General features: G+C 66.1%; 10 protein-coding genes. 4 read left to right on the top strand and 6 right to left on the bottom strand.

Annotation, left to right across the window (positions count from 1 at the left end):
* The first annotated feature begins 17 nt into the window (after positions 1 to 17).
* The gene (locus CO669_RS04870) at positions 18 to 581 is read left to right on the top strand and encodes a nitroreductase family protein (RefSeq protein WP_198963839.1); all 564 of its coding nucleotides are present in this window, start codon (positions 18 to 20) and stop codon (positions 579 to 581) included.
* Positions 582 to 644: 63 nt separating this feature from the next.
* Positions 645 to 1,913, top strand: coding sequence for a serine hydrolase domain-containing protein (locus tag CO669_RS04865; protein WP_097658623.1), 1,269 nt, complete (start codon positions 645 to 647; stop codon positions 1,911 to 1,913).
* Here CO669_RS04865 and CO669_RS04860 read toward each other — a convergent pair.
* Positions 1,899 to 4,361, bottom strand: coding sequence for a putative bifunctional diguanylate cyclase/phosphodiesterase (locus tag CO669_RS04860; protein WP_198963838.1), 2,463 nt, complete (start codon positions 4,359 to 4,361; stop codon positions 1,899 to 1,901). The genes CO669_RS04865 and CO669_RS04860 overlap by 15 nt on opposite strands.
* Positions 4,362 to 5,610: 1,249 nt before the next feature.
* The gene (locus tag CO669_RS04850; protein ID WP_097658617.1) at positions 5,611 to 6,471 is read right to left on the bottom strand and encodes a LysR family transcriptional regulator; all 861 of its coding nucleotides are present in this window, start codon (positions 6,469 to 6,471) and stop codon (positions 5,611 to 5,613) included.
* A gap of 102 nt (positions 6,472 to 6,573) precedes the next feature.
* On the opposite strand from CO669_RS04850, the gene CO669_RS04845 reads away from it, so the two are divergent.
* Entirely contained in the window at positions 6,574 to 7,566 is a 993-nt protein-coding gene (locus CO669_RS04845; protein WP_198963837.1) for a zinc-dependent alcohol dehydrogenase family protein, read from the top strand.
* Between the two features lie 20 nt (positions 7,567 to 7,586).
* Here CO669_RS04845 and CO669_RS35890 read toward each other — a convergent pair whose 3' ends face one another.
* Together CO669_RS35890 and CO669_RS04835 are read right to left on the bottom strand one after the other, a co-directional pair.
* On the bottom strand, positions 7,587 to 7,781 hold the full coding sequence (locus tag CO669_RS35890; RefSeq protein ID WP_198963836.1) for a hypothetical protein: 195 nt from the start codon (positions 7,779 to 7,781) through the stop codon (positions 7,587 to 7,589).
* Between the two features lie 380 nt (positions 7,782 to 8,161).
* Positions 8,162 to 9,235 (bottom strand): RgsD C-terminal domain-containing protein, encoded by a 1,074-nt coding sequence (locus CO669_RS04835; protein WP_097658613.1) that lies wholly within the window; start codon positions 9,233 to 9,235, stop codon positions 8,162 to 8,164.
* A gap of 272 nt (positions 9,236 to 9,507) precedes the next feature.
* Between CO669_RS04835 and CO669_RS04830 the strand changes: the two genes are divergently transcribed.
* Positions 9,508 to 10,542, top strand: coding sequence for a patatin-like phospholipase family protein (locus tag CO669_RS04830; protein WP_198963835.1), 1,035 nt, complete (start codon positions 9,508 to 9,510; stop codon positions 10,540 to 10,542).
* Between the two features lie 15 nt (positions 10,543 to 10,557).
* On the opposite strand, the gene CO669_RS04825 is transcribed toward CO669_RS04830, so the two are convergent.
* Entirely contained in the window at positions 10,558 to 10,986 is a 429-nt protein-coding gene (locus tag CO669_RS04825) for a CBS domain-containing protein (protein ID WP_097658609.1), read from the bottom strand.
* 193 nt (positions 10,987 to 11,179) lie between these two features.
* Complete coding sequence (locus CO669_RS04820) at positions 11,180 to 12,001, bottom strand: rhomboid family intramembrane serine protease (RefSeq protein ID WP_097658607.1); 822 nt, start codon at positions 11,999 to 12,001, stop codon at positions 11,180 to 11,182.
* Between the last annotated feature and the right edge of the window lie 232 nt (positions 12,002 to 12,233).

The following is a 12,233-nucleotide window of genomic DNA, read 5'->3' as shown; positions in this document are numbered from 1 at the left end:
TTGAAGAGGATATCGCAGTGCCCGACGCCATCGAACTCCTGAAGACCCGCCGCTCGGTCAAGCCGCGCGAGATGACCGGGCCCGGCCCTTCGGCGGCCGAGCTCGAGACCATCCTCACCATCGGCGCGCGCGTGCCCGACCACGGCAAGCTGGCGCCCTGGCGCTTCATCATTTTCGAGGGCGATGCCCGTGCACGCGCCGGCGAGGTGATCGCCAAGGTGTTTGCGCGGAAGAATCCCGGCGCGCCCGCGGCCGACGTCGAGACCGAGCGCAAGCGCCTGATGGATGCGCCGCTGGTGATCGGCATCGTCAGCTTCACCAAGCCGCATCCGAAGGTGCCGGCCTTCGAGCAGGAATTGTCGGCGGGCGCCAGCGCCATGAACATCGTCACGGCCGCGACCGCGCTCGGCTACGGCGCCTGCTGGCTGACCGGCTGGTTCTCGTTCGACCGCGACGTGCTCGACGGCCTCGGCCTCAAGCCGGATGAGAAGCTCGCCGGCTTCATCCACGTGGGCACGCCGACCAAGCCGAGCGAAGACCGTCCGCGACCGTTCCTTTCGGAAATCGTGACGCGTTTTTAATCGATGGCGTGTTGACGCCTTCGGCGTCTTGCGGCTTTGATCCCGCCGAGGGAGGAAGCCCGAATGAAGCGTCGTGATTTTCTGGTCGGAGCCGCGCTGCTCGCCGGCTCGATGGCGCGAGGCCGGGCCGCCGACATCCCCGCCCCCTCGCCCGACGGGCTGGAGCGCATCACGGCGTATTTCAACGACGAGGTCGGAAGCGGCCGCCTGCCGGGCGCGGTGATCCTGGTGCAGCAGCACGGCAAGCCGGTCTATCTCAAGACCTTCGGCGTGCGCGACACCCGGACGGGCCTTGCGATGACGCCCGACACGATCTTCGCCATCCACTCGATGACCAAGCCGATCACGTGCCTGGGGGCGATGATGCTGATCGACGAGGGCAAGCTCGCGCTCACCGACCCCGTGTCGAAATACGTTCCCCTGTTCGCCGGCACCAAGGTCGGCCTCGAGGTCACCCTGCCCGACGGCAAGCTCGAGCTCGACCTCGTGCCGCCGGTCCGCCCCGTCAACATCGAGGACCTGCTGCGGCACACCTCGGGCATCAGCTACGACTACATCGGCGGCAAATGGGTCGAGCAGGCCTACAAGGCCGCCAACATCTTCGAGGGACCGTTCAACAACAAGGAATTCGCCGACCGCATCGCCAAGCTGCCGCTGGCGCGGCAGCCGGGAACGCTGTGGCGCTACGGTCATTCCACCGACGTGCTCGGCGCCGTCATCGAGATCATCTCGGGCCAGACGCTGTACGAATTCCTGAAGGCGCGCATCTTCGATCCGCTCGGCATGACCAGCACCAAATTCGCGCTGGCGACCGAGGACGAGCTGGCGCGGATGGCGCGGCCGCTGCCGAACGATTTCATCCTGCTCGCGGCCGAGCGCGAGCGCCTCGACCATCCGGAATGGCAGTCCGGCGGCGGCGGCCTGCTCTCGACCATCACCGACTATCAGCGCTTCTCGCAGATGCTGCTCAATGGCGGCGAGTTCGAAGGCAGGCGCTATCTGAGCCCCGCCGCGTTCAAGGCGATGACGACCGATCATATCGGGCCCGGCTCCGGCGTCGGTCGCGACTATTTCTATTTTCCAGGCGACGGCTTTGGCTATGGCTACGGCCTTGCGGTGCGGACCGATCCCGGCAATGCGAAGCCGCCGCCGCCGGGCTCGCTCGGCGAATTGAAATGGGACAGTGGCAGCGGCACCTATTTCGGCGTCGATCCCAAGCTCGACATGGTCTACCTCATGATGCAGCAGACCCAGAACGAGCGCAGCCGCATCACGCCCGCCTTCAAGGCGCTGGTCTATGACAGCTACCCCGAAGGCCTACGCCGCCCGTGACGCGCGCTGGCCGAAATCGGCGAGCAGCTTCGCGATCTCAGCCGCAGGCCGCGCCGCGCTGAACAGAAAGCCCTGCACCTCGTTGCAGCCCTCGGCGCGCAGCCAGTCGAGCTGGTCCTCGGTCTCGACGCCCTCCGCGGTCGTCGTGATGTTGAGGCTGCGGCCGAGCCCGGAGATCGCGCGCACGATCGCGCCGCAATCGGGCCGCTCCGCCAGATCCTTGACGAAGGAACGGTCGATCTTGATCTTGTCGAACGGGAAGCTGCGCAAATAGCTGAGGCTGGAATAGCCGGTGCCGAAATCATCCATGGAGATGCCGACGCCGAGCTCGCGCAGCTGATGCAGGATGGCGAGATTGGCGTCGGTCTCGGCCAGGAAGATCGACTCGGTGATCTCGAGCTCGAGCCGCCGCGGCGACAGGCCGGACTGCGCCAGCGCCGAGATCACGATTTGAACCAGGTTGCGGCTGCGGAATTGCGCGGGCGACAAATTGACGGCGACCTTGACGTCGACGGGCCATTTCACCGCTTCGGCGCAGGCCTCGCGAAGCACCCACTCCCCGAGCTGCGTGATGAGGCCGATGTCCTCGGCGACGGGAATGAACTCCCCGGGCGAGATCATGCCCTTGTCCGGATGACGCCAGCGCAGCAAGGACTCGAAGCCGGAGATGCGATCGGAGGCGATCGACACCAGCGGCTGGTAGTGCAGCTCGAACTCGCCATTGGCGAAGGCACGGCGCAGATCGAGCTCCATGTCGCGGCGCTTCTGTGCCTGCAGGTCCATCTCGCGCTCGAAGAAATGGTGCACGCCGCCGCCCTCGGACTTCGCCCGATACAGCGCCATGTCGGCATTGCGCATCAGCTCTTCCGGAGTCACGCCGTCGCCGGGCGACAGCGCGATGCCGATGCTGGCGCCGATCACCATCTCCTGACCGTCGAGATCGTAGGGCGCCTTCAGCATGTCGATCAGCAGGCCAGCGCAGGCGCTGGCCTCGTTCGGCGAGATGTCGGCCCCCAGGATCACAGCGAATTCGTCGCCGCCGAGCCGGGCCGCGAGATTGCCGCCGCGGACGGCGGTGGTCAGGCGTCCGGCGACCTCCTTGAGCAGGCGATCGCCGACGGGATGACCAAAGGAATCGTTGATGTTCTTGAACAGATCGAGGTCGATGTAGAGCACGCCGACGCGCTTGTCTCCGGCCTGGTCCAGGGCCTGCTTCAGGCGCTCCTGGAAATATTGGCGGTTCGGCAGGTCGGTGAGTCCGTCGTGGTGCGCCATGTGCGCGATGCGCGCCTCCGCCTTGCGCCGCTCGGTGATGTCGACCACGGCGACCAGATAGCCGTCGCGATCGTCGAAGGCGACGCGACGGCCGAAGGTCAGCACCTCGATCTCGCTGCCGTCGGCGCGCAAATGCCGCCAGTTGCGCGAGGAATGATAGGTGTCGCCGATGCGCTCCAGCGCCTCGGCGTGGCTGTCCCACTCGTCCTCGGGCCAGATCTCGTGCAGCTTCATGCGCAGGAAAGTGGCGCGGCTGTAGCCGTAGTGCTGGACCGCGGCGTCGTTGACGCTGAGGAACTCCTTGCTCTCGGCGTCGAACACCCACATCGGCATCGGGTTGTTATCGAACAGCAGGCGGAACGAGGCGTCGCGCCGCTTCAACGCCGTGACATCGGAGATCGTCAGCGAAACAACGTCGGCGAAGGCGGTGGCGCTGAGGCGGAGGTGGCGATCCCCGTGCTCGATCTCGAGCTGCTCGCCGCGACTGCCCGCGACGGCCTTGAGCAGGAAGTCCATGATCTCGGGCAAGGCCAGCAACGTGTTGCCCTCGCCGATCCGCCGCCACAACAGGCTGCCGCTCGCGACATTCAGCAGCGCGCCTGCGCTGTTGTTGTGATGCACGACCTGCAAATCGAACGGCTTGCCGCCGGCATCGCGCATGATCACCAGCGAGATGACCGCATCGTCGGTCGCGGCGAAGATCGCGTCCAGCAGATTGTACTGCGCACCGCGCTCGTTGACATAGGCGCCGACCAGCATGGCGCCCCAGCGCGAGGCCGTCGGCAGCGCCAGCACATCGTAGGTCCTGACCATGCCGTCGCGCACGCAATGCGCGCTCGCGTGATGTGGCTGCCCCGTCGCGAGCGCGATGGAAGCAGCTTCCGACAGCGCCGTGGCGCAATCGGGCGACAGCTCCGCGACCGCAATGTCCCAGCGCTCCTCGCCGAGCCATTTCTGCACGTAACGTCCGCTGCGCGACAGTTCGAGCCTGCCGTCGTTCCTCAGAAGCGCGATGTGATCGGCGAGCCGTCCGAGACTGCCGAGCATGACGTCCTCGTAGCGCGGCAGCCGATCGCCCGGCTTCAACGCGGCGCGCCATTTTCGCTGAAGCACCGGGATGTCGTCGAACATTTCGGCGGCCGGTTTTCCCGGCATCTTCTTCGCGGCAGTCATCGCAGTCCCCAACGCACTTTCACGGCGCATCCAATGCAGGCGCACTTAACGACATGTAAATAACGCGCAGGCGCGGGTTCCGTTCGGCGATTATGACAGTTTTAAGTCAGGCGTTGGTTAGTGCGTGTTAGAGACTATGACGGTGATGCGAAGGCGATGCGTTCGGGCGCGCGCTCGAAGTTCGGGCCCGCGTCTCTCGTGTCCCGGACGCGCTGCAACGCTCTTGCGTTGCTGCGCAGAGCCGGGACCCAGCAAGCGCAGCGCGTGCTGCAACGTGGGCCCCGGCTCTGCAGCGCAACGCTGAAGTAGCGCTGCGCTACGTCCGGGGCACGAGAGCGTTGGTGAATGACTGAGTTGTTGAATAGCTGACATGGGATCGCATTCTCGCGGCTTGTTCGCCCGAGCTTTGCCTGATCGCTTCGCCCTCTTGAATGGAGTGCCGTAGGGTGGGCAAAGCGCAGCGTGCCCACGCCTTGTTGCTTGTCGAGAGAGATCGTGGGCGCGGCGCAATGCGCCTTTGCCCACCCTACGAGATCGAGCTTGCGGCACGCAGCTCATGTCGTAGACACACCACTGCATTCTCGCGGCTTTCCTCGCCCGAGTTTTGCTTCGTCTCTTCGCCCTCGCTTGAAAGAGGGCGCAGGGAAGACCGGGCGCCGGCTGGCACCCGCGGTCCACTGTGCGAATCCTGCGTAACAAGAAGCTGCACAGCGGCATACAGGTGTAGCCAGGACATCCCGGCCTTCCCTGCGCAGTGGGTTGACGGCTTATGGCGTGCTCTCCCCGGGGAGCGTTGCACTCTTGCCCCCGTCGCCTTTCGGATGACTGACGCGCGCGTCCGGTTGAACGACACGCATCACCGCAAGACTTGACGCACAGACCCCGGGCGTCAGGACCACACGATTTTGCCGTACGCCGATCACATCGGTCGTGTGCGCGATCGTCTTGCTCACGGTTGCCCGCCCTGCAAGACCCTTCGCGCCGATGTGACTGACGTCCACCGCCGCCCAGCCCGCGTTCGTGACGATCGCGATACGCCCCTCTTCCTTGGGCCGGGTTACCGCGATGGATACGCCATTCCCGAAATTCGGTAAAGTGGAATATTTTTGACGAAGGGCGTTGCCCTACCGCTCGCGTGTTTTGCCCGTCGGGCAACGCGATATCTGGTAGCCCGGATGGAGCGCAGCGCAATCCGGGAATCTATCCGAGCGGAAGGAGCGCCCCGGATTACGCTTTCGCTTCATCCGGGCTACGCAGCATCAGCTGCCAGCTTCTCGATCACGAGATCGAGCAACGCACGCAGGCGGGCGAGGCGCTTCATGTCGCGGTGATAGCCGAGATAAGTGTCGCGGCCGGGCGGCGCCGTGCCGATGTCGAGCGCGACCAGCCGCCGGTCGCCGTCGCCGAGCGGGCGGGGCAGCACGGCAAGGCCGCCGCCGCGCGCGCAAAGCTCGGCCTGCACCTGCCTGTTGTTGCTGCGCGAGGCGACCTCTGCATGCGGCAGCATGCGTTTCAGCCAGACCGCGTCCGGCATGTCGGCGAATTCCGCGTTCATGGTCACGACGCGAACGCCGCTGCCGTCACCGGCACGCGGCGGCTTGCTGCCCTTCTTGCCATAGAGCGCGTACGGAATGTGCAGCAGCTTGCGGGAGATCACCTCGGGCTCGCTGAAGGGCTTGATGCGGAAGACCAGATCGGCCTCGCGCCGCGGCAGGCTGTAGAGCCGCGCATCGGTCAGAAGCTCCACCGTCACGGCGGGGTGCCGCTTGCCGAACGCGGCGATCAGCGGCGAGAGCATCACCGTCCCGAACCAGTCGGACGACGACAGGCGCAGCGGCCCATCGAGCTGCGTCTTCGCTCCGGACACCTCGCGCTCCAGCGCGAGCGCCTCGTCCTCGATCCGCTCGGCGTGACGCAGCACGGCGGCGCCCTCATCGGTCAGCACGAAGCCGTCCGCCGTGCGCTGGAACAGCGTCTGTCCCAGCGATGTCTCGAGCGCGCGAAGCCGCCGCCCCATCGTCGGCTGGGTCTGGCCGATCCTGCGTGCGGCCGCGCCGAGCGTGCCTTCGCGCGCAATCGCCAGGAAGATGCGCAGATCGCTCCAATCCATCGGACAACCTCATACAAAAACGCACGGCAATCGTACAACCTTGTTCCTTCCCATGCAAAAATTCATGGACATATTGGAGGCCGACAACGGAGACAGACGATCATGACGACACAATCGACGATGCGCGCGGCCGTGCTGGAGGCTCACAACACGCCGCTGCGGCTCTCGACCATCTCCACGCCCGAGGTCGGTCCGCGCGAGGTGCTTGTCCGGGTGCGGGCCAGCGGGGTCAATCCGCTCGACACCAAGATCCATGCCGGCGCCGCCGCCCATGCGCGCCATCCGCTGCCGGCGATTCCCGGGATCGATCTTGCCGGGATCGTCGAGCGCACCGGGCGCGAGGTGACGCGGTTCAAGCCGGGCGACGAGGTCTACGGCATGACCGGAGGTGTCGGCGGCGTGCAGGGATCGCTCGCCGAGTTCGCCGCGGTCGATGCCGATCTCCTCGCCTTGAAGCCCGCCAATCTCAGCATGCGGGAAGCAGCGGCGCTGCCGCTGATCGTCATCACGGCCTGGGAAGGCCTGATCGACCGCGCGGGCCTGAAGGCGGGCCAAAAGGTGTTGATCCATGGCGGCGCCGGCGGCGTCGGCCATGTCGCGATCCAGATCGCGCGCGCCTTCGGGGCGGACGTGTTCGCCACCGGCTCCGTGTCGCAGCGCCCCACCGTCGAAGGTCTTGGCGCGGTGTTCATCGACCGCGACAGCGCGGTCGATGCCTATGTTGCCCAGCATACCGGCGGCCGCGGCTTCGACATCGTCTACGACACCGTCGGCGGCAAGGTGCTCGACGCATCCTTCCAGGCGGTGCGCCGCTTCGGCCATGTGGTGAGTGCACTCGGCTGGGGGACGCACGCGCTTGCCCCGCTGTCATTCCGTGCCGCCACCTATTCCGGCGTGTTCACCCTGCTGCCGCTGCTGTCGGGCGAAGGCCGCGCGCACCATGGCGAGATCATGATGGAGGCCACGCGCCTTGCCGAGGCCGGCAAGCTCGTGCCGATCCTCGATGCCAGGCGTTTCACGCTGGAGAATGTCGGCGGGGCCTATGCGCTGATCAGGGATCACGCCGCCAAGGGCAAGCTGGTCGTCGATGTGTGAGGCCGTAGCCCGTACCGCCGTTAGTCCTTGCTGGGCGCCGCCGAGCGGTTGTGCAGATGGGCCTGCGACAACAGGAAGAATAATGCGCGCTCGCCATGGTATTTGGCGGACGGCCGGGTGCGCTCGAAGCCGTCAGCAAAGATCTTGCCGGACTGGTCGCACACCTGCCATCGCCAACCAAACCGCTTGCGCCTGGTGAGGATCACTTCGAACATGCCGGCGAGTTGGTCCCCTGCTCCCGCCGGTCTCGCAGACGCACAAGCCTGCTCCGGCCTCCTCCGTTAGACGGATGCCCGACATATAACGCAGCAGGACGGAAAGAGAATAAAATTGATGATCGGAAATAGGTATCTTGCACCGGACTGTGATGAACGCGCGGAGCGCGGGAATAAGCGCTGATCAGCGGTGTTTGCTTGGCCCCGAGCGGCCAATTTCTTCGGTGCTGCCGGTATTCAACACCGTACACAGAGCGATCGACTCTCCCGGCCGCGCAATTGGCAAGCGGTAACAGGAGATGCACGATGATGCGTGCGATGAGAAGTCGGGCTCGACGTCAAGCCGGACTTGATACAGCAGGCAGCCGCGCCGCCCGGCTCTAGCGCGCGACGACTTCCACTTCGCCGTCGACGCCGTTCACGACATTGAAGCCGCGCTCGTAGACCTTGCCCTCGTTCTTGGCGATGGCGCGGTATTCGCCTTCGGAGAGCACCACGCGCGGGAAGGCGCCGATGGATTCCTTGATGACGTCGCCGCCGGGGGTCAGCACCGACCAGGCGGTGTTGGCGAGCGCCTCGCCGCCCTTGTCGCTGACCAGCTTGAGCGTGATCACGGCAGCGCGGTGGGTGATGGTGACGTCGGTGAGCTTGCCGGCCTGGACGCGGATGTCCGAGCGCACCACCGAGTTGGCGTCGCCATAGTTGGAGATGATGTAGTAGGTGCCTTCCGGGATCAGCACGACGTCGCCGGCGGCGACGTTCGGCACCAGGGAGGCGCGCTCGCCGGATTCGAACTGGCTGCCCTTGTAGATTGCGAACGAGATCTGGTTCTGCGGGATGCGGCTGGTGCCGACGCGGCCTTCGATGCGCAGGCCGCCGGCCGGCAGCACGAAGGATTCGCGGTCGGTCTCGGCCTTCAGGCTGACGGTGCGCACCGCGCTGACGAGGCCGAAGGCGACGTGCACGACGTAATTGCCGGGCGGCAGCACGATGTTCGGCGTCGCGTTGCGGTCTTCGCGGATCAGCTTGAAGGTGCCGTTCTCGTCGGGGCGGTCGGCGAACACGCGCCAGACCAGACCGCTGGTGATCGCCGGCGTGTCCTTGCCGTATTTGGCGGTCAGCGACAGCACGCCCTGCCCGGGCACGGCCGCATTGAGCGGCGCGGCCGGCGGCACGGTGGAGACCGCGGGCGGCGGCATGCTGGGCGTCGCCGGCTGCATCAGGGTCGGCGGCAGGCTCGGCGGGCCGGCACCCGGCCCGCCGGGCGGTGCCAGATTGATGGCGCCGCCGGGATCGGGCACCGAGGCGGGCGGCACCGGCGGCGGGCGATCGGAGAAAAGCTGCGCCTGGGCAGCATGTTGGCCCGAGGTAACGAGGCACGCAGCAAGGATCAGCGCCGGCAGCAGCCTGCCGCTGCGCCGCCATCCGATGATGCCGTCACCCCCGCGTGTCATGCTCCCTGCTTTTCACCGAAAACGCGGCAAATTCAAGCCTCTGAACCCCCAGGAAATACGGGTCCCCGGATTGATGGAACCCGGTTGACGCCTGCGTGATTAGTCCTGAGGCAACCGCCCCTCGCCATACTCCTGCCCGGTGCCCTCTCCAAAGCGGCATAAACCATGCTTCGCGCCCGGGATGGCGGAGTGCGAGTGCGGTACCTAGTCTGACGATACGGGCTCGGCCGCAGCCTTGGCTGCAGCGTTGGCCCCGGCGTAGGAGAGTTTCGGTGCTGGACATCTTGAAGGGGCGCAGCGCAAACGGGGCGAACGGTGAGAAGATCGGCCTTGGCCCCACCCGGCGGCCGGTCATCGGCCTCGCCCTCGGCGGCGGCGCGGCGCGCGGCTTTGCTCATATCGGTATCCTCCGGACCCTGATCGCCAACGGCATCGTGCCCGATGTCGTGGTCGGCACGTCCATCGGCGCCGTGGTCGGCGGCCTCCATGCGGCCGGGCGGCTCGAGACGTTCGAAGAATGGGGCCGCAGCCTGCAGGGCATGCGCAACATCATCGGCTATCTCGACATCCGCCTCAACGGCTCGGGCCTGCTTGGCGGCGAGAAGCTGGCAAGCCGCCTTGCGGATGCGGTTGGCCAGACCCTGATCGAGGATTTGCCGGTCAAGTTCGCGAGTGTCGCGACCGAGGTCCGCACCGGTCACGAGATCTGGCTGACGCATGGCCGCGTCGTCGATGCGATGCGCGCGTCCTACGCCCTGCCCGGCATCTTCCAGCCCATGCTGATCGGCGACCGCTGGCTGGTCGACGGCGCGCTGGTGAATCCGGTACCGGTCTCGGCGGCCCGTGCGCTCGGCGCCGAAATCGTCATCGCTGCAAATCTTTCCAGTGACATCTTCACCCATTCCACGACGATCTATTCGCACGGCGCGATGGCCGCGCCGGTCGCAGCCGAGCCGGAGGAGACGACCGCCAAGCGGCGTTTTCCGCGCTTGTTCTCACCCGAGAAGACGATGAAGCGCGAGTTCTTCGGCAGCGCCGGGCGCCCGGGCATCTCCTCGGTGATGGTCGATGCCTTCAACATCATGCAGGACCGCATCACTCGCGCCCGCCTCGCCGGCGATCCGCCGGACCTCTTGATCTCGCCCCGGGTCGGCCAGTTCGGCTGGTTCGACTTCCACCGCTCCGAGGACCTGATCGCCCACGGCGCGCGCGCCGCCGAACGCGCGCTGGAGTCGATCCAGGAGGCGATCGACGTGCTGGCCCCCGCGCCTGCGGGCCACGCGCCGAAGGCCGACGATCAGGCCTGAGACGAGCAGGCCTGATCAGGCCGTCTTGATGTAGTCGCGCAGGGCTTCCTGCTCGTTCTCGTATTCCTGGACCCGGCGCTTGACGATGTCGCCGATCGAGATCAGGCCGACCACCTTGCCGTTGTCGAGCACGGGCAGATGGCGGAACTTGCCCGATGTCATCATCTCCATGAGCTCGGCGACCGTGTCGGTCTCCTTGCAGGTGACGACCTTGCGGGTCATGACCTGAGAGACCGGCTCTTCCAGCACGCTGGCACCGCGCTCGCCGAGCACGCGCACGATGTCGCGCTCGGACAGGATGCCCTCGAGCCGGCTCTGGTTCATCACCAGCACCGCGCCGATCTTCTTTTCGCCGAGCAGTTTGACCGCGGCCGCCAGCTTGGCGTCGGGCTCGACGCTCATGATCTGGTGGCCCTTGGTATTGAGAATGGAACGTACCGTCATTGTCGCCTCCCTGAATCGGATCCGTCCGCGCTTTGGCGGTCCGGACTTGTTCGTCGAGTCTTCAACTAACAGTTTTGTTTGGCGCCAGTTTCACGCGCGGGCGCTTTGCGAAGCAGCGTCGCTACCGCTTTGTCGCTTCGAACATTCTTCGCGCAAATGATGGATGAATTCGGGCCGCGCCGCAAGCGCCGCTTCAGATACGGTCTGAAACGTCCTGTGATGACGCATCCGCAGCATCGCTTCGCACGCGCGGCACCGGATCGAAGAAGGTGAACAGCAACAGGCCGGCGAAGAAGCCGCCGATATGCGCCTGCCAGGCCACGCTGGTGGTTTCGGAATCGACGCCAATCGCGCCGACGCCGAAGATGATGTTGACGCCGAACCACACGGCGAGGAATCCGACCACCCGCCCGTCGCGCAGCGCGCGCGACAGCGGCAGCGCCGGAACCCTGGCGGCGGTATCGGCATCCGATCGGTTGAACGACAGGAAGCTGCCGCGGACGAAGGCAAAGCGGATGGCGGCGGCCATCGCGCCCGACACCGAGGCCGAGGCGCCGATCATCGGCGCCACCGCATGCTCGTGGGTGACGAGATGGGCGAGCGCACCGGCCGCCGCCGTCACTGCCAGGAACAGGAAGAACCTGACCGCGCCAAAGCGCCGCGCCAGCGCGCTGCCGAACGGCAGCAGCCAGAGCACGTTGAAGCCGAGATGGGTCAGGTTGGCGTGCAGCAGCGAATAGGTGACGAAGGTCCAGACCTTCGCGCCGGCGCCGCCGGGGATCTCAAGATTGAGCAGCGAGGAATCGTAGCGCTTCGGGATGAAGCCAAAGACGTCGATGGTCCAGTTCTCCAGCTCCGGCGGCAGCAGCACCCGCAGATGGATCACCGCCAGGAGGAGGATATAGGCAGTCAGCGCCACAGGCAGCGTCAGGATCGGCTCGCGCGGGGCCTCCTCATGGACGACCGGCAGGGCGGGCTGGGGATCTTGCGACGAATCTTGCGGCGGGGAATCCAAGGCAGCTTCGCTTTCAGGCGCGATCGGAGCGATATGCTTGCAGATAGTCGCCTTTGCCGGCCTTGCGCAAGTGCACAAAAGGAAAAGGCGGGGCCCTGGGAAAGCCCCGCCTGTCCGTGTCGGCCTTTTGGTGCCTCGGGAATGAAGGTGTATCCCCACCCCTCCCCGGCCCATGGCCAAACTGTTTGACGCCCTGTGTACAGACCCCGCCGAGAACCTGGAGAAAGCGGCG

It is taken from the genome of Bradyrhizobium sp. Y36 (assembly GCF_002531575.1).
GTDB lineage: Bacteria > Pseudomonadota > Alphaproteobacteria > Rhizobiales > Xanthobacteraceae > Bradyrhizobium.
The sequence above is the reverse complement of the archived record's forward strand: the minus strand, read 5'-3'. Positions and strand labels throughout refer to the sequence as shown.

Excerpts from the sequence above, each read along its gene's own strand:
- CO669_RS04865 (WP_097658623.1), top strand. The coding sequence starts at position 645 with ATGAAGCGTCGTGATTTTCTGGTCGGAGCCGCGCTGCTCGCCGGCTCG.
- CO669_RS04860 (WP_198963838.1), bottom strand. The coding sequence starts at position 4,361 with ATGACTGCCGCGAAGAAGATGCCGGGAAAACCGGCCGCCGAAATGTTC.
- CO669_RS04845 (WP_198963837.1), top strand. The coding sequence starts at position 6,574 with ATGACGACACAATCGACGATGCGCGCGGCCGTGCTGGAGGCTCACAAC.
- CO669_RS35890 (WP_198963836.1), bottom strand. The coding sequence starts at position 7,781 with ATGTTCGAAGTGATCCTCACCAGGCGCAAGCGGTTTGGTTGGCGATGG.
- CO669_RS04835 (WP_097658613.1), bottom strand. The coding sequence starts at position 9,235 with ATGACACGCGGGGGTGACGGCATCATCGGATGGCGGCGCAGCGGCAGG.
- CO669_RS04850 (WP_097658617.1), bottom strand. The coding sequence starts at position 6,471 with ATGGATTGGAGCGATCTGCGCATCTTCCTGGCGATTGCGCGCGAAGGC.
- CO669_RS04825 (WP_097658609.1), bottom strand. The coding sequence starts at position 10,986 with ATGACGGTACGTTCCATTCTCAATACCAAGGGCCACCAGATCATGAGC.